This is a genomic window from Bartonella melophagi K-2C, from assembly GCF_000278255.1.
In the GTDB taxonomy this organism is placed as follows: Bacteria; Pseudomonadota; Alphaproteobacteria; order Rhizobiales; family Rhizobiaceae; genus Bartonella; species Bartonella melophagi.
Map to the genome: position 1 here is coordinate 248,710 of NZ_JH725082.1, position 18,371 is coordinate 267,080.

Genomic DNA, 18,371 nt, shown 5'->3' on the forward strand with positions numbered 1-18,371 from the left:
TAACAAATGCAGAAGGACAAAAGATGAATACTGAAATGTTCATTCAGCATTTTTTTAACGCGCTAGCATTAGGATCGCTTTATGGGCTTATCGCGATTGGTTATACCATGGTTTATGGTATCCTAAGATTAATTAATTTTGCTCACGGCGATATCTTTATGTTAGGAGCATATTTCGTTTTCTTTTCTACAATTAGCTTTATGCCTGCGTGGGTTGCTGTCCTGCTTATATTGCTAGCTCTCCTCATTTATTATTCAGTGTTTATAGGGTTTAAAAAACGCCCTGAAATTTATTGGATTGTAATTCTTTTTATCCTTATTTTAGGGCTTATTTATTATTCAAAAATTGCTCCACAAAATTTTACACCGATTTGGATTTTAGCCATTTGTTTCTCAATTTTTATCACAAGTGCACTAGGTATTGCTGTTGATCAATGTGCCTATAAGCCTTTGCGTAATGCTCCACGAATTTCGGTGCTCATCAGTGCAATTGGTATTTCTTTTTTCATTGAAAATCTTGCAACTGTACTTTTTAGTGGGGTTCCCAAGGGTGTGAAACAGCCAGATTTTCTTGTCACACCAATCCAATGGCATTTCGGACAAGGATTAGATGCAATTATTCGAATTAGCCCTATGTCCTTTATTATTCCTGTTGTTTCCTTTGTTCTCGTTGTTCTCTTGCTATGGATTATTCATAGAACAAAACCTGGCCTTGCTATGCGTGCAATTTCGCATGATATTGAAACTGCTCGTTTAATGGGTGTTTCTGTTAACAAGATTATCGCATTCACATTTGCTATAGGTTCGGCATTAGGCGCCATAGCAGGAATCATGTGGGCTTTACGTTATCCTCAAATCCAACCTTATATGGGTATACTTCCTGGACTAAAAGCATTTATCGCTACTGTTATTGGAGGTATTGGATCAATCTTAGGAGCAATGCTCGGAGGATTATTATTAGGTTTTCTTGAAATTATGATTATCGCCTTTTTCCCAGCTTTATCTGGATATAGAGATGCTTTCGCTTTTATTTTATTAATTGTTATCCTGCTGGTAATGCCAACTGGTTTAATGGGCAAAAAAAGTCAAGAGAAAATCTAATGGCAAAATCAACTACGTTTTTTCTATCATTTATCAGTATTGTGGCTCTCATCGGTTTTTTATTTTATGCCGAAACTCATTTTAATGACTATACACTACGTATTATCAATCTTATTGCTATAAACGCCATATTGGCAATTTCGCTTAATTTGATTTACGGATTTACAGGTATGTTCTCTCTTGGACATGCTGGTTTTATGGCTATTGGTGCTTATATATGTGCAATTTTACTTCTCTCTCCTGAACAAAAAGAAATGATGTGGATTCTAGAACCAATAGCTGAACCATTGCAAAATTTGCAATTACCTTTTTTTATTGCTGTCATTATAAGCGGTTTATGTGCTGCAGCTGTAGGCCTATTGGTCGCTTTGTCTATATTACGCCTTGGTGGTGACTATCTTGGAATTGCGACATTAGGTTTTGCAGAAATTATTCGCGTCATTATTACCAATGCTACATCTTTAACAAACGGTTCATTGGGAATTAAAGGAATACCTCAAAATGCTACATTGTGGTGGAATTATGGTTGGTTGGCATTTACAATTATTTTTATAACTCTTTTATTACAAAGTAATATTGGCAACGTATTGCGCGCTATTCGTGACGATGAAATCGCCTCAAAAACAATGGGCGTCAACACTTTTTTCTATCGTAGCTTTTCTTTCACTGTTGGTGCATTTTTTGCAGGTATTGGAGGTGCATTAACAGCTGCTCTTATTTCAACCATCGATCCTAAAATGTTCAACTTCCTTCTAACCTTTAATATTTTGATGATTGTTGTTGCTGGTGGTCTTGGTTCTATTACAGGAAGTGTTGTTGGCAGTATTATTATTACAGTGATGCTTGAATCACTTCGTATTATTGAATCTCCATTAAATTTAAGTTTTATATATATTCCAGGAATACCGGGACTACGTATGGTTGTTTTTTCACTTCTATTGTTAGTAATCATCTTATTTTGGAGAAAAGGATTACTAGGTCAACGTGAATTTTCATGGAATTGGATTTATTCCCTTTTAACAAGGAGGACACTCTCTAGTAGTGAGGAAAAGTCATGAACGACATTATTCTTTCACTTAATGATGTTATAATGCGTTTTGGCGGATTAATCGCTGTTAATAATATCAATATGGCTATCAAACGGGGAACAATTACTGGATTAATTGGTCCCAATGGTGCCGGAAAGACAACTGTTTTTAATATAATTTCTGGTTTTTATACACCTACAAATGGAAAAATTCTTCTAGACGGAGAAAATATTTGTGGTCTTTCACCTCATATTATCTGTAAACGCCATATTGCACGAACATTTCAAAATATTCGCCTTTTTTCAGGATTAACAGTATTGCAAAATGTCATGGTTGGTGCCCATGTTCGGCAAAAATACCCATGGTTTGCTTCCGCTCTTTTATTACCGAGTGCAATTAAAGAAAAAAACAAGCTTTATAAAGAGTCTATGGAGATTCTTGAACAACTTCAGCTTGCTTATCTCGCTAACCAGCCAGCAACCACCTTGGCTTATGGTGCACAACGGCGTTTAGAAATTGCTCGGGCTTTAGCAACAAAACCTAAATTACTTCTTCTTGATGAACCTGCTGCTGGAATGAATCCCCAAGAAAGCGAAGAACTTAGAAAATTCATAGAAAAAGTAAGAACAGAATTTGATCTTACAATTCTACTTATTGAACATGATATGAAAGTTGTCATGGGGCTTTGCCAAGATATTTGGGTATTAGAATATGGCCGTTGCATCGCCAATGGAATACCAGATGAAATTCGCCATAATCCTAAAGTTATTAAAGCTTATCTTGGGGGAGATATGTATGAACATTCTTGAAATAAAAAATCTTCATGTTCATTATGGTGCTATTAAAGCCGTTCAAGATATTTCTATGTCCATAAAAAAAGGGAGTATAGTAACTTTAATTGGTGCCAACGGAGCAGGAAAAAGCAGTACTGTACGTTCTATTGCAGGACTCAACCGGCCTATTTACGGAGATATTATATATAAAGGTGAATCTATTACAGAAAAACAGCCAGAAGAAATTTTACAATTAGGCATTGCATTAAGTCCTGAGGGGCGGCGTATTATGCCTCATTTGACTGTTTTAGAAAATCTCCAGCTAGGCGCTTATATTTGTAATGACAAAGTCGGTATTGCTCATGATATTGAATGGATATTTGACTTATTTCCACGGTTACGTGAAAGATCCAAGCAATTGGGCGGTACAATGTCAGGCGGTGAACAACAAATGCTAGCTGTAGGACGTGCACTTATAAGTAATCCTGATATGGTGATATTGGATGAACCGTCTCTTGGTTTAGCACCTCTTCTTGTACAAGAAACTTTTTCGATCATCCGCAAAATTAATGAAATGGGAAAAACTGTTCTTCTTATTGAACAAAACGCATTTGCAGCTCTTTCTGTTGCCGATTATGCTTATATTTTAGAAGTAGGAAAAATTTTATTTCATGGTAAAAGCCAAGCTATGCTTTCTGATCCACGTGTAAAAGAAGCATATCTTGGCGGCTAAAAATTATATTACGAAATTATAGGCCGCCCCAAAAGGCCTTTCTCTGTATCTTAAAGAGAAAATGTTTTTATTTCTCCATAAAAAATGTAAGCTTGTGATTTTTTATGGCCACCATTTTTTAGCATTTAACGTTCCCGCCGCTTGCTCTATAATGTAAGCTATCTGAAAAATTGTTTCCTCAGCAAAAGGCTTACCAATCAATTGCAATCCTAGCGGTAAACCATTTAATGATAAACCTGCAGGAACAGAAATACCTGGTAATCCCGCCATATTAACTGATACAGTACAGATATCGTTTAAATACATTGCTATTGTGTCATTCTTTATTTTTTCATCAGCAATACCAAAAGCTGATGCCGGTGTTGTAGGCGTTAAAATAGCGTCAACACCAGCAGAAAAACATTGATCAAAATCACGTTTAATTAATGTTCGCACCTTTTGAGCTCTAAGATAATAAGCACCATAATAACCTGCAGAAAGAACATAGGTACCAATTAAAATACGCCGTTTGACCTCATCACCAAAGCCAGATGAGCGCGTATTCTCATACATTTCAATGACATCTTTCCCTGGCATACGAAGCCCAAAACGGACACCATCATAGCGTGCTAAATTAGAAGACGCTTCTGCAGGAGCTACAACATAATAAGCGGGCAAAGCATATTTTGTATGAGGTAATGAAATATCAATAATCTGAGCCCCTGCTTCCTTTAGCCAATCCATCCCTTTTTGCCAAAGGTCAACAATTTCAGCAGACATTCCTTCAATATAGTATTCTTTTGGAATACCAATTTTCATCCCCTTAATTGATTGACCTATATAATTTTCATAATCAGGTACAGGTACATTAACCGAAGTTGAATCTTTATCATCAAAGGAAGCCATTGATTTCAGCATAATCGCGCAATCACGCACATCTCGTCCGATAGGCCCAGCTTGATCAAGCGATGAAGCATAAGCTATGGTCCCCCACCGTGAACACCGCCCATAAGTCGGCTTTATTCCCACAGTACCAGTAAATGCTGCTGGCTGACGTATTGATCCACCAGTATCAGTTGCTGTTGCTCCTGCACAAAGTCGTGCTGCAACAGCAGCTGCAGAACCACCTGAAGAACCACCTGGGACAAGTTTTTCACCTGATCCTTTTTTCCGCCATGGATTAACAACTGGCCCATAATGTGATGTTTCATTAGACGATCCCATCGCAAACTCATCCATATTAAGTTTGCCTAACATAACCGCCCCATCTTTCCACAAATTAGCCGTTACTGTTGATTCGTATTTCGGTTTAAAACCATCGAGAATATATGAACAAGCTTGAGTATGAACATCTTGTGTTGCAAAAAGATCCTTAATTCCTAGTGGAATCCCCTCTAAAATACCAGCTTGCCCTTTCGCAAAACGCTTATCTGATTCAGCAGCCATTTTTGTTGCTTGTTCTGCTGTTAGCGCCACATAAACATTTAAAGTTGGATTAGCTAACTCAATTGCTTTTAAATAAGCTTCTGTTAATTCAGTTGCTTTCAGATCTCTCTTTGTTAAAGCATCACGAGCTTGTGCAATCGTTAGGGTTGTTAAATCAGTCATATTGATTCTCGAATTTTAAAATATTAAAAATTACTCGACGACCTTTGAAACAAGAAAGAAATTTTCTTCTGTTACAGGTGCATTTGCTACAATTTCTTCAGCTTTATCACCATCTGTAATATTATCTTCACGCATTCGCAAAGCCATAGGCATTACCGATGTTAATGGTTCAACTCCATTGATATCAACTTCATTAAGTTGTTCTACAAACTCTAAAATGGCATTGAATTCCTTTGTCATGCGTTCTGTTTCATCGTCATGAATAGCAATACGCGCTAAATGTGCCACTCTTTTGACTGTTTTATTATCAACAGACATATTATGCCTTTCTGCTCAAATTTGATTGCGACATTACTCTCTTCATGTTTTGGCTATACAAGCTCACTTCTATAAGCACAAGAATATTGATATCTATATCAAAGCTTCACTATAAATATTAACCTAAAATATTAAGAAACTCTAAGTATAAACACATGGCTGTCATTAATATACATGAAATTACTACACATCTTTTACCCAAAAAAACGATAGCAGGTTTGGATTTGGGCACAAAAACTATCGGAATTGCTATTTCTGATATCAGTTTAACCTTTTCAAATCCACGTCCTGTCATTCAGCGGAAAAAATTTACGTTAGATGCCCTTACACTTGTTCAAATCTTTAATAATGAAAATGTAGGAGCTGCTGTTATTGGCTTGCCTGTTAACATGGATGGAAGTAACGGCCCTCGTGTTCAAACAACCCGAACTTTTGTTAGCAATATGGGAGCATATACAAAAATTCCATTTATTTTTTGGGATGAACGATTGTCAACAATTGCTGCACAACGCTCCCTCGTAGAAATGGATGTATCGCGCGCCAAAAGAGCAGCCCGCATTGATTCTGCAGCTGCTGCTTTTATATTACAAGGCGTTCTTGATAGAATTCAGAACCTAAATCACACAGAAGGATAAAGGATCTCCAATAATTGTCCGGGATTATATCGTGCAATCATCATACCATAGGATAGTCTCCATTGTCCTCCAAGGCGGCTTTCCATATAAGCATTTACAATATATTCCATTTCCTTATAACGTAATGATGCAGTTGCAGCAGCGTATGCCACTTGCTCAACAAAAAAACGGCCTGCTCCTTCATTTGTTGAAGCCATATGGATAGCAGATTTGATAATTTCAACTGCTCGCGGACCTGCTGGTCCAATATTAGTTGCAATTCTTTCTAACAGTTGCTGAAATAATCCAGGTGCTTTATTAGCTATAAGAATTGCGTCCCTCACCAATTGATTAGAATCATTATTTCTAACTATCCGCGCAGATCCATCATGTAACATTTGCGATAATGGATTTCCTTCCACAAAACTTTCTAAACCAAGCTGTGCAATAATTTCACTAACAATAGGAACAACTAATTGATTTACATGACAAGCAATAATAGGCGTCATAATACGTGCAAAAGCTGCTTCAGCGCGACTATTTATAGCATTATCAAATGCCCGTGCTAAACGTAAAACCAATGCTTGTGAAGCAGCAATATCAAGTGCAATATCAGCAAAAATACGCTCTGTTAGTGGTGGTAAAGGCTGATTTGGCATTTTTTGCCGAAAAAAGTCTATGCCAAATTGAAGTGCTGCGCGTAAAACACCTGTTGATATCACAGACTGATCGAAGCGTGTCATAGTCTCGATATCTTTAATTATTTTAGCCCCCTCCCCAATATTTCCCAAAAGCCAACCATAACTGCCTTGGAAATGGACAATCCCCTCTGGCACTGAATATTCTCCAGAACGCTGCAATAAATAATGAATTGAGATATTATTTATTATACCATTTTCTTGCAAGCGTGGGACTAAAAAGCAGCTTAAATGACCATCTGTTTCCGCACTAACAAGATATCCATCAGCGACCGGATTAATAACATTGGTTTTTACACTATTTAAATGATACAGATCACGCCCCATCTTTTCATCAAAAGAAACTTTCTGAGCAATTGGAAAACTAAAAGGATATTTTTCACTTTTTGCGACATTATCAAAAGCACAAGTAAGAGAAGCACCTTTTTTATCATTAATAGGCTTGAGGGATGAATCATATTGACGTGACAAAAGTACGTTTCGCCATCTTTTAAATAGCTTAACGTCACCAATTAATACCGCAATAGCTGCACTTGTTATAATAACCTCATTCAAATGTCCGGTTTCCAGACCGGCAGATAAAGCTAAACGAATAGCACGTGCTTGATAACGTATTCCACTTTCCGAAGCTATATTTTCCCATAATGAAGTACTTAACCCTACTTGTCTAGAATATCTTTGAAGAGTATCATAGGCAGGGTGAATTTCTAACTGTTCTGTTAGTTGGCTCCATTCGGTATTATAGCGTAATGTTGGTCGATGGTGATTTGCTAAACGGGAGAGATCTCGTGCTTCGTGGCTAGCTACAAATGCTCCTATTTCTTCAAAACTTGCTAATAAAGATGCAGGCAAATTAGATGCAATACGAAACATAAGTGTATCACTAAGAAACGCATTTTTTCGGTGGCCATTCTGCATAAACAGAGCACTCATAGTATATTCCTTATTCGAATCATTGATATCATAGACTATTTATCTTTTTACATTTATTACATTCAAACAAATACTTGTTTAAATTCTTTAGAAATCTCTAGAAAAGAATGCTATGACTCAAAATACTCTTTTTCCGATTTTCCCCTACCGTCATCTTTTAGGTATTAAAGGTTTAAATGTACAAGACCTTACCACATTACTTGATCGTGCAGATGCAAATATCACTTTTTCCAAGACAATTGACAAAAAAAAATTCACACTGCACGGACGTACTCAAATTAATCTTTTCTTTGAAGCCTCCACACGAACACAATCCTCATTCGAACTAGCTGGTAAGCGATTAGGAGCCAACGTGATGAATATGGCTATCAGTAATTCATCCGTCAAAAAAGGAGAAACATTGATTGATACAGCAATAACTCTCAATGCAATGAATCCAGACATACTCATCATTCGCCATAACTGCGCCGGAGCGGCTGCTCTTTTAGCACAAAAAGTTGATTGTTGTGTCATTAATGCAGGTGATGGTGCACATGAACACCCAACACAAGCTTTATTAGATGCCCTGACTATTCGAAGAATAAAAGGACGTATTGAAAGATTAACTGTTGCAATTTGTGGAGATATCTTGCATTCACGTGTCGCACGTTCCAATATTATTAGCCTTAACGCTTTAGGAGCACGTGTTCGTGTTATTGCTCCTTCAACACTTCTGCCAACTGGAATAGCAGACATGAGCGTTGAAGTTTTTAACACAATGAAAGAAGGTCTTAAAGGTGCTGATGTTATCATGATGTTACGCTTACAACGCGAACGTATGGTAGGTGCTTTTATTCCTTCCGTTCGTGAATATTTTCATCATTTTGGTTTACATAAAGAAAACTTAGCTTATGCAAAAAGTGATTGCATCGTCATGCATCCTGGCCCAATAAACCGTGGTGTAGAAATTGCTTCTGACATAGCAGATGGAGTACAAAGCGTGATCCACACACAAGTAAAAATGGGAATCGCTGTGCGCATGGCTGTAATGGAAGCTTTACTCGATTCGCGTCATAATTGGAGTGGAGAAAAAAAATGACAAAGCCAATGGTTTTTCAAAACGCTCGTATTGTTGATCCTTCGCGTGCAATTGACGAAATTGGTACAGTTATTATTGAAAATGGACTGATTATAGCAGCTGGAAAAGAAGCTCTGAATCAAGGAACACCCGAAGGTGCGGAAATTATTGATGCGCAAAATAAAGCGATTCTACCTGGATTTGTTGATGCACGAGTTTTTGTTGGTGAGCCAGGAGCTGAGCACCGTGAAACAATCGCTTCAGCTAGCCAATCTGCGGCAGCAGGAGGTATTACTTCCTTTCTCATGATGCCAGATACACAACCAGTTATTGATAATGTGGCGCTTGTTGAATTTATTACGCGCACAGCACATGAAACGTCATTGGTCAATATTTATCCTGTTGCTGCTATCACCCAAGGTTTAGGTGGACAAGAAATTACCGAATTCGGTTTATTAAAAAATGCAGGTGCTGTTGCTTTTAGTGAGGGAAAAAAAACTCTTCAAAATTCATCTGTTATGCGACGCGCAATGACTTATGCGCGTGATTTTGATGTCACTTTGATTCATGAAACACAAGACAAAGATCTTACAGGTCAAGGTGTTATGAACGAAGGTTTATTGGCAAGTTGGCTTGGCCTTTGTGGAATTCCGCGTGAAGCGGAAATCATTCCATTGGAAAGAGATTTACGACTGGCTGCACTAACACAAGCACGCTATCACGCTGCACAAATATCAACAGCTATGTCTGCAGATGCTATTCGTTTAGCAAAACAGAACAATACAAAAATTTCAGCCGGTGTATCTATTAATCATTTATCCCTTAATGAAAATGATGTCGGCGAATATCGTACCTTTTTCCGTTTAATGCCTCCACTGCGTGCAGAAGAAGATCGTATAGCAATGATTGAAGCAATAAAAGATGGAACAGTCGATATTATTGTTTCTTCTCATGATCCTCAAGATGTTGATACAAAACGCTTACCATTCCAAGACGCTCAAGCAGGTGCTATTGGCATGGAGACTCTCTTAAGTGTGGCTTTACTCCTCTATCACAATGAAATGATATCTCTTTTGAGGCTGACTGAACTCTTATCAACAGCACCTGCAAAACTCTTTGGTCTTAATGCTGGAACACTCATAAAAGGTGCTAATGCAGATCTCATTTTAGTTGATCTTGATGAACCATGGATACTATCTTCAGATATGCTTCATTCACGTTCAAAAAACACACCATTTGAGAACACACACTTTCAAGGACGTGTTATCCAAACACTTGTTAAAGGCCACTCAGTGTTTAAGCTTGATCAACAATTTAAATGAGACTTTTGATGAATGAAATAGAAGCGCTTTTTCAAGTTCATATAGGATTTATTTTTCTGATATCTTATCTCATCGGTTCTATCCCATTTGGACTGCTTTTTACACGCTTTGCTAAACTTGGTGATATAAGGACAATTGGCTCTGGAAATATTGGGACGACAAATGTTTTACGTACAGGAAATAAAACAATTGCAGCTCTTACTTTTCTTTGCGATATGCTAAAGGGAACTATTGTTATTATCCTAACTGCAAAACTTCTAATCTATCCACTAAGAAACAGTATTCCAGTAGAACACAGCATTATTGTTGTTCTAGCTGGTTTTTTCGCTTTCTTAGGACACATTTTCCCTATATGGCTTAAATTTAAAGGTGGCAAAGGTGTTGCTACTTATCTAGGTGTATGCTTAGGATTTTACTGGCCATCAGCAGTTGTTTTTATCATCATCTGGATGGGAATTTTTCTATCTACGCATTATTCTTCATTATCCGGGCTTATTGCTGTTATTATTGTTCCAATTTTTATTTATTTTTTTTCCCCTTACTTCTATGCTTATTGCATAATAGTAATAATGAGCATACTTGTGATTATAAAACATCACACGAATATCAGTAGATTATTAGTTGGGAAAGAAAGTAAGATTGGCACTAAAAACAGAAATAAATAAAGGGATTCCACTTACTGATCATCAACGTTTAAACTGGTTGCGGTTATTACGTAGTGAGAGTATTGGGCCTGTTACTTTTCGTAACTTAATTGATCATTATAAAACAGCAGAAAATGCTTTGGCTGTACTTCCTGAGCTTAGTAGAAAAAGTGGTCGTTGTGCACCTATTCGGATAGCAACGTTAGAAGATGCTGAAAAAGAGATGCAAAAAGCTGAAAAATTGGGTATTCGTTTTGTCGGCGTAGGAGAACCAGATTATCCAGCATATCTTAGGGTAACAGAAGCCTCCCCACCACTCATTACTATAAAAGGCAATGTTTCAGTTTTTCATAAATCCTCCGTTGGGATTATTGGCTCTCGAGATGCTTCGGCAGCAGGTAAGAAGCTTACTGCTCAATTTTCTCATTTTCTTGGTAACGCTGGTTTTATAACCATTTCTGGATTTGCACGTGGAATTGATAGTATTGCTCACCAAACAAGTTTAAAAACAGGTACCGTTGCAGTTATGGCTGGCGGAATTGATCATATCTATCCTCCTGAAAATAAAAAACTTTATGATGATATTATCACGAATGGTGGAGCAATTATTAGTGAAATGCCTGTTGGTTGGAAACCACGTGCTATCGATTTTCCAAGAAGAAATCGTATTATTGCAGGTTTATCGCTTGGCCTCTTAGTAACAGAAGCAGCTATGCGGTCAGGATCCTTAATTACAACCCGTCAAGCTGTTGAAATAGGACGATTAATTTTTGCCATTCCCGGTTCTCCACTTGATCCAAGATCAGTTGGTACAAATAATCTTATTAAAGAAGGTGCTTTATTGGTTACACACCCTTCTGATATTATAGAAACACTTACACCATTAGTCTCAAATACTGTAAGTTCTCAGCTTAATCTTTTTGAAAAAGAATATCCAATTCAATTTCAAGAGGAAGGTTTTAGTTTACCTAATACAGAAACTGATAAATCTGCTTCTACTAGAAATGATTCAGAACGCTTAGCTATTCTTTCAGCTCTCTCAACAACTCCAATTGATCTAGATACATTAAGTAATCATTCAGATATTCCCTTACAAAACCTTTACCTTTTATTAGTTGAACTTGAACTTTCTGGGAAGCTTATTCGACACTCTGACGGTTGTGTGTCATTGTCGGCGTTGAATCCTCCCCAAGCCCCTCAGAGTTATTAATAATACTTTGCCCCTCTTTGGCTACCATATCCAAGAGTAATGCTAAAAGTGGACTATGAGCTTGACGCGCCATTTGACTCATTTGTTTTGACATATCCGTGATATAATGGATAATTTTTAAACGATTTATAAGCATATTTTTTTTATCCTTGAGCATTCTCCCCATCTCTCAATAGATGTTATCTTAATATTTTACCACATACTTTTTTATATGAGCTACGGAAAATAAGTTATGCGGTCTCTTATAAAGAGTATTTTAAATAATAACAATCAAAAGTTGTATAATATAGTTTTTTTTATGTGTTCTTGACTAATTGCCATTAGCTATTCATTTGAAAGGAGTTTATAGAGAGAATTTTTTATTTTAACATTCGGATAAAATCATGGATATCGTTATCGTCGAATCTCCAGCTAAAGCAAAGACAATTAATAAATATCTTGGACCTCAATATAAAGTAGTAGCATCATTTGGGCATGTGCGTGATTTGTCTGCAAAAGATGGCTCTGTTCTACCTGATCAAGATTTTGCCATGAAATGGAATATCGATACTGCTTCTGCAAAACGTTTAAACGAAATAGCAAAAGCAGTTAAGGAAGCTGATAGTCTTATTTTGGCAACCGACCCCGACCGTGAAGGGGAAGCTATTTCATGGCACATTCTTGATGTTCTTAATCAAAAAAAAGCTTTAAAGGGTAAACCTGTTAAACGAGTTGTTTTCAACGCAATCACAAAAAAATCTGTACTTGATGCTATGAGTAATCCGCGTGATATTGATATATCGCTCGTTGACGCTTATCTTGCACGCCGCGCTCTTGATTATCTCGTTGGTTTTACACTTTCACCTGTTTTATGGCGTAAATTACCAGGTTCACGTTCAGCTGGTCGTGTTCAATCGGTTGCTTTACGTATTATTTGCGATCGCGAATCAGAAATAGAACATTTTATTAAAGAAGATTATTGGTCGATCACAACATCCTTAAAAACGATTCGAGATGATAATTTTTACGCGCGACTGGTAGCATTTAACCAAGAAAAGCTTGGAAAACTTGATATTAAATCCTTAGAACAAGCAGAAAAAATCCGCTCCATGCTGGAGGAGGCAGAATATCGCACCTTAAATATTGAAGCAAAACCTATAAAAAGAAATCCTTCCCCACCATTTACAACATCCACGTTACAGCAAGCTGCCTCTTCAAAATTAGGTTTCTCTCCTTCTCGTACTATGCGAATTGCCCAAAAACTTTATGAAGGTGTTGAAATTAATGGTGAAACGTCAGGTCTTATCACTTATATGCGTACAGATGGTGTACAAATGGCAACAGAAGCCATTGATTCAGCACGAAAAGTGATTAAAGAGTCCTTTGGTAATGACTATGTTCCTGAAAAACCACGTTTTTATTCAACAAAAGCAAAAAATGCACAAGAAGCGCATGAAGCTATTCGCCCAACAGATTTTCAACGCAACCCCAATCAAATACGCAATTTTCTTGATAGTGATCAAGAAAAATTATATGAATTGATATGGAAACGTGCCATTGCAAGCCAAATGTGTTCTGCTGAAATCGAACGTACAACAGTCGAAATTCAAGCGATTCAAGGGGAAAATAATGCAAATTTGCGTGCAACAGGGTCTGTTATTCGCTTTGATGGTTTTATTTCTGCCTATACCGATCAACGAGATGAAGAAAATGGTGAAGATGATGAATCAGCGCGCCTACCCCACATCAACGCAAATGAAGCACTAACAAAAGAAAAAGTTGAGCTAACTCAACACACTACAGAGCCCCCTCCCCGTTATTCTGAAGCTTCATTAATCAAAAAACTTGAAGAATTGGGTATTGGCCGCCCTTCAACTTATGCTTCTATATTAGCGATACTTTCTGAACGTGGCTATACTGTAACTGATAAACGAAAGCTTGTTCCTGATGCTAAAGGACGTATTGTCACAGCTTTTCTTGAAAGTTTCTTTAATCGTTATGTAGAGTACGGCTTTACAGCAAATCTTGAAGAAAAACTCGATCTTATATCGGATGGAAAACTAGCTTGGAAAGATGTTTTACATGACTTTTGGAATGAATTTAATGCATCCGTTACCGATATCCAGAATTTGCGTATAACACATGTCCTTGATGTTTTAAACGTAATATTAGCACCTCTTGCTTTTCCTACACGTGAAGATGGAAGTGATCCCCGATCTTGCCCTCTTTGTGCAAATGGCCAGTTATCGCTAAAACTAGGGCGTTATGGTGCATTTGTTGGCTGTTCCAATTATCCTGAATGCAAATATACACGCCAACTTGGTATAGATACAGGAGAAGAAAATGAAGTTGTACGCAGTGACGAGCCTCTTGTACTTGGCGTTGATCCTGAAACGGGAAAAGATATCTTTCTTTGCAGTGGTCGCTTTGGTTCATATATTCAACTTGGTCAGGATAAAGGAGCCAAACGTGTAGGGCTACCAAAAGAGTGGGCAAGAAAAAATATTGATCTTAATCAAGCCCTATCTTTGCTATCTCTTCCCCGTGAAATTGGAGTTCACCCTGAAACGGGAAAAATAATCACAGCCACAATTGGACGATATGGCCCCTATCTTGCTCATGACGGAAAATCTGCAAATCTTTCTGATATCAATGAAGTTTTTGAGATTGGTATCAATCGTGCTGTTACAGTGTTAGCTGAAAAACAAGAAAATAAAACAAAACGGGGCCGAACAGCACCTGAAGCACTGATCACATTAGGTGAACATCCAGAGGGTGGAACTGTCACCGTGCGCGATGGACGTTATGGTTTGTATGTAAATTGGGGAAAAATCAATGCCACATTACCAAAAGATAAAGACCCCACTGATGTAACGCTTTTAGAAGCATTAGACCTTCTCTTAGCCAAAGCATCCACCCCTAAAAAAGGGCAAAGAGTGAATAGGAAAAAATAGTCACATAAAAAAAGATAGCATCGAAAAAAACTTTTTCTAAGATAAAAGAGGCAGAAATTTTGGTTAAAGGTCAGAAAAAAACAAAATATCTTCAGCCTTCTCATATTGAACGACTGCCTAATAAAGCAGAAATTTTGTCCTTTATTACTGATAATCCTAATCTATTAAATAAACGCGAAATTGCTAAGGCTTTTAATTTAAAAGGCGATTCTCGCCGTTGGTTGAAAGATATGCTCAATTACTTGAAAGATCCTAACTTTGTATCAAAAAAACATAAGAAAATAACGACTCAAGAGAGATTGCCCCCTGTTACTTTAGTTAAAATAAGTGCATCAGATAACAATGGCGGTTTTATTGCACAGCCTCTTGAATGGAAGGGTGATTTAACGCCAAATATTGAAATACCTCCTCGCTATATAAAAGGAGCCAGTATTAGTCTTGGAGATCATCTTCTTGTAAAAATTTTTCGAAATAAGACCCCTCAAAGTTTCTCCTATACAGGGCGTATTATCCGCAAAATTGATAAGCAAGAAAGAACTATGCTCGGCATAGTAAAAAAATTAGAAAATAACCAATGGCAGCTTTGTTCTATAGACCGTAAAACTAATGACCTAATTATTGAAACACCTTTAGATGTTGGTATAAAATCGGGTGATCTCGTTGAAGCTGAAATTAGAAAAAATACAACTTACAGATCAAAAAGCGCAAAAGTAAAAAATGTTTTGGGATCTATCGACAGTGAAAAAGCACTTTCAATGATTGCGCTTATTTCAAAAGGAATTCCTTATGTTTTTCCTGAAGAGGTTTTGAGCCAAGCCAAAAGTGCAAAACCTATTGTCAGCACAATAAATCGTGAAGATTGGCGACAGTTACCGTTTGTTACAATTGATCCACCAGATGCAAAAGACCATGACGATGCCGTTTATGCCGTAAAAGATGAAGATCCTGCAAATAACAATGGTTGGATTGTCACTGTAGCAATCGCAGATGTCTCTTATTATGTAAAAACAGGAAGTGCTTTAGACCAAGAAGCATTGAAACGAGGCAATTCTGTTTATTTTCCTGATTGCGTTGTGCCAATGCTTCCTGAATACATCTCTAATAATTTATGCTCTCTTCTTGAAGGAAAAGACAGGCTTGCTTTAGCTGTTCGTATGATTTTTGATGCAAATGGCAACAAATGCAAACATAGTTTCCACCGTATTATTATGCGTACGGTAGCAAAACTATCTTATCAAGAAGTACAATGTGCAATTGAAGGAAATACAAATGAAAAAACAGCCCCTCTTCTTGAGAATATCTTGCAGCCATTGTGGAGAGCTTATATCAAACTCAAAATTGCACGCAATCGTCGAAAACCACTTGAATTAGAGGTACCAGAAAAAAAGATCATTCTTGATCAAAATGGGCATATTAAAGATGTTGTGGTTCCACCTCATCTAGAAGCACATCGCTTAATTGAAGAATTTATGATACAGGCTAATGTTGCAGCCGCGGAAACATTAAAACAACATCATCAGCCCTTTATTTATCGCGTTCATGATAAGCCATCTCTTGCAAAACAAGAAATACTACAGAACTTTCTCCAGAGTTTAGGGATATCATTTTCTCGAAGAGCAGAACTTACATCAGAACGATTCAATAACATTCTTGCACAAGTCATTAATACACAACAACAGGAATTGGTTAATCAGGTTATTTTACGCTCACAATCTCAAGCTGAATATAATCCTGAAAATATAGGGCACTTTGGCCTAAATTTGCATAACTATACACATTTTACATCACCAATCCGCCGTTATGCTGATTTGATTGTTCATCGAGCACTTATTAAAGCCCTGCAATTAGGTGACGACAAACTAACAGATGCACAAGAACAAAATTTAACAGCAATCGCTATGCAAATTTCTGCATATGAACGCCGTGCAATGATGGCTGAAAGAGAAACTGTCGATCGGCTTGTTGCACATTATTTGGTTAATAAAATAGGCCATTCATTTAAAGGTCGCATTTCTGGAGTTACAAAAGTAGGTCTTTTTATTTCACTTGATAAACTAAATGCAGACGGCTTTGTGCCCATTTCCACACTTAAACGTGATTATTATCATTTTGATGAAACACAACATACCCTTATAGGAAAATGGAGTCGTAAAGGCTATCAACTTGGCGATGAGGTAGAGGTAAAACTTATAGAAGTACAACCTCTTGCTGGTATTTTATGTTTTGAAATATTAACGCAACCTCATTCGTTTACTTTTTCATTCATTTCCTATCGTAAAAACAAATTTACAACAAAAAAACGGGAACGTAATTCCTATAAACAAAGACGATATTGAAATAATAAAGCTATATTTTTTAGATATTACCTTTTTCTAAGAAAGAATTTAAATTATCACTACGCTATAAGAATATTTATTTTTACTTCAATTGATTCTGTCCGTATTTGAAAAAGTTGCAGTTCATTATTTATAATTAGGGTATACAAACGATCACATTTATCATTGTTAAAGAAGCATTATGGAAAAATAAGATTAATTTCTGAAAAACCTACCCTACTTAGATTAAGTGTTAATATTAAAAGCAGAAAACACAATTTGCTTTACTACTAATGACTAAACAGATTTTTAAAATAACATCATTAATTATAGTGAAATCACAACAGTTACCGTGGATCATTTTCGATCTAGAATTATCATACTCATTGAAGTAATTGTTATTGGTCAAGCAACAAATATTTAAAAACTTTTTTATTTTTCCTCTGTGATGATTTATTTCTTTGGCTGATATATTAATCTAGTACTTACACTTACCTGATAAGAAAACTAATCAAGTCTTGACTTTTTTTACAACATCCGTAGTGTTGACAATGAAATATAATTGTATCAAAAATGAGTTTTGAAAGTAAAATAGTATCATTTTCAGTTTAATAGGATCCTTATTATGGCTAAAGCAGCAACTATTAAAATTAAGCTTTTGTCAACTGCAGATACTGGTTTTTTCTATGTAACAAAGAAAAATAGCCGCACAATGACAGATAAAATGAGCAAACGTAAATATGACCCAATTGCTAGAAAACACGTTGAGTTTAAGGAAACAAAAATCAAGTAATTGATTTTATCCATTTAAATTGTAGCGCTGTTTATTTCTGCTAATTATATAAACACACTTTAAAAACACTAATAAGTGTTGAATGTTTTTTAAAAGATTTATCTCATAGCTACTATTTAAAACAAAATTAGCTAAATAATTGGTTTGTATTTTGCTCTAAATAATAGTGATTCATATTGCCAAAAATTCCATTAATTGTTAGATATTTTGCTGCTTTATCATGGGAAAAACTTTTTATATTGAAGATTGCAACAAAGGTTATTCAACTAAGGCTATTTAAATAGCTCAGACAAATGGAATTTTTTCGTTGTAT

At 36.5% G+C, this 18,371-nt stretch carries 16 protein-coding genes; 12 read left to right on the forward strand and 4 right to left on the reverse strand.

Annotated elements, in window-relative coordinates:
- Positions 1-23: 23 nt before the first annotated feature.
- The 4 genes from ME3_RS03935 to ME3_RS03950 are packed head-to-tail and all read left to right on the forward strand — an operon-like array spanning position 24 to position 3,634.
- Entirely contained in the window at positions 24-1,100 is a 1,077-nt protein-coding gene (locus ME3_RS03935) for a branched-chain amino acid ABC transporter permease (protein WP_007477322.1), read from the forward strand.
- Positions 1,100-2,158, forward strand: a complete 1,059-nt coding sequence (locus tag ME3_RS03940; RefSeq protein ID WP_007477324.1) for a branched-chain amino acid ABC transporter permease — start codon at positions 1,100-1,102, stop codon at positions 2,156-2,158. The genes ME3_RS03935 and ME3_RS03940 overlap by 1 nt, the downstream gene beginning before the upstream one ends.
- On the forward strand, positions 2,155-2,937 hold the full coding sequence (locus tag ME3_RS03945) for an ABC transporter ATP-binding protein (protein ID WP_007477326.1): 783 nt from the start codon (positions 2,155-2,157) through the stop codon (positions 2,935-2,937). Before ME3_RS03940 ends, ME3_RS03945 begins: the two co-directional genes overlap by 4 nt.
- Positions 2,924-3,634 (forward strand): ABC transporter ATP-binding protein, encoded by a 711-nt coding sequence (locus ME3_RS03950; protein ID WP_007477328.1) that lies wholly within the window; start codon positions 2,924-2,926, stop codon positions 3,632-3,634. Before ME3_RS03945 ends, ME3_RS03950 begins: the two co-directional genes overlap by 14 nt.
- A 102-nt stretch (positions 3,635-3,736) precedes the next feature.
- Here ME3_RS03950 and gatA read toward each other — a convergent pair whose 3' ends face one another.
- Together gatA and gatC are read right to left on the reverse strand one after the other, a co-directional pair.
- The gene (gene gatA / locus ME3_RS03955) at positions 3,737-5,221 is read right to left on the reverse strand and encodes an Asp-tRNA(Asn)/Glu-tRNA(Gln) amidotransferase subunit GatA (protein WP_007477330.1); all 1,485 of its coding nucleotides are present in this window, start codon (positions 5,219-5,221) and stop codon (positions 3,737-3,739) included.
- A gap of 30 nt (positions 5,222-5,251) precedes the next feature.
- Positions 5,252-5,539: an Asp-tRNA(Asn)/Glu-tRNA(Gln) amidotransferase subunit GatC gene (gene gatC / locus ME3_RS03960; RefSeq protein ID WP_007477332.1), complete on the reverse strand. Its 288-nt coding sequence runs from the start codon at positions 5,537-5,539 to the stop codon at positions 5,252-5,254.
- 155 nt (positions 5,540-5,694) lie between these two features.
- Here gatC and ruvX point away from each other — a divergent pair, with 155 nt between their 5' ends.
- Positions 5,695-6,174 carry a Holliday junction resolvase RuvX gene (gene ruvX / locus ME3_RS03965; protein ID WP_007477333.1) on the forward strand — a complete coding sequence of 160 codons (480 nt, stop codon included), beginning with the start codon at positions 5,695-5,697 and terminating at the stop codon, positions 6,172-6,174.
- Here the strand turns inward: ruvX and ME3_RS03970 are convergent.
- Positions 6,159-7,784, reverse strand: coding sequence for an acyl-CoA dehydrogenase family protein (locus tag ME3_RS03970; RefSeq protein ID WP_007477334.1), 1,626 nt, complete (start codon positions 7,782-7,784; stop codon positions 6,159-6,161). The two genes, ruvX and ME3_RS03970, sit on opposite strands and share 16 nt — an antisense overlap.
- Before the next feature lie 112 nt (positions 7,785-7,896).
- Here ME3_RS03970 and ME3_RS03975 point away from each other — a divergent pair, with 112 nt between their 5' ends.
- Genes ME3_RS03975 through dprA form a run of 4 tightly spaced genes read left to right on the forward strand, consistent with a single transcriptional unit; the run spans position 7,897 to position 12,017 of the window.
- Complete coding sequence (locus ME3_RS03975; RefSeq protein ID WP_007477335.1) at positions 7,897-8,862, forward strand: aspartate carbamoyltransferase catalytic subunit; 966 nt, start codon at positions 7,897-7,899, stop codon at positions 8,860-8,862.
- Positions 8,859-10,163, forward strand: coding sequence for a dihydroorotase (locus tag ME3_RS03980; protein WP_007477336.1), 1,305 nt, complete (start codon positions 8,859-8,861; stop codon positions 10,161-10,163). The genes ME3_RS03975 and ME3_RS03980 overlap by 4 nt, the downstream gene beginning before the upstream one ends.
- An 8-nt stretch (positions 10,164-10,171) precedes the next feature.
- Complete coding sequence (gene plsY / locus ME3_RS03985; protein ID WP_007477337.1) at positions 10,172-10,828, forward strand: glycerol-3-phosphate 1-O-acyltransferase PlsY; 657 nt, start codon at positions 10,172-10,174, stop codon at positions 10,826-10,828.
- Positions 10,785-12,017, forward strand: coding sequence for a DNA-processing protein DprA (dprA, locus tag ME3_RS03990; RefSeq protein WP_007477338.1), 1,233 nt, complete (start codon positions 10,785-10,787; stop codon positions 12,015-12,017). The genes plsY and dprA overlap by 44 nt, the downstream gene beginning before the upstream one ends.
- Here dprA and ME3_RS07330 read toward each other — a convergent pair.
- Positions 11,947-12,153, reverse strand: coding sequence for a hypothetical protein (locus tag ME3_RS07330; RefSeq protein WP_007477340.1), 207 nt, complete (start codon positions 12,151-12,153; stop codon positions 11,947-11,949). The genes dprA and ME3_RS07330 overlap by 71 nt on opposite strands.
- Before the next feature lie 247 nt (positions 12,154-12,400).
- Here ME3_RS07330 and topA point away from each other — a divergent pair, with 247 nt between their 5' ends.
- The 3 genes from topA to rpmG all read left to right on the forward strand — a co-directional run bounded on the left by topA (position 12,401) and on the right by rpmG (position 18,058).
- On the forward strand, positions 12,401-14,950 hold the full coding sequence (gene topA, locus ME3_RS03995) for a type I DNA topoisomerase (RefSeq protein WP_007477343.1): 2,550 nt from the start codon (positions 12,401-12,403) through the stop codon (positions 14,948-14,950).
- A 59-nt stretch (positions 14,951-15,009) separates the two neighbouring features.
- The gene (gene rnr / locus ME3_RS04000) at positions 15,010-17,286 is read left to right on the forward strand and encodes a ribonuclease R (protein ID WP_007477347.1); all 2,277 of its coding nucleotides are present in this window, start codon (positions 15,010-15,012) and stop codon (positions 17,284-17,286) included.
- Positions 17,287-17,890: 604 nt separating this feature from the next.
- Complete coding sequence (rpmG, locus tag ME3_RS04005; protein ID WP_007477349.1) at positions 17,891-18,058, forward strand: 50S ribosomal protein L33; 168 nt, start codon at positions 17,891-17,893, stop codon at positions 18,056-18,058.
- Positions 18,059-18,371 lie beyond the last annotated feature (313 nt).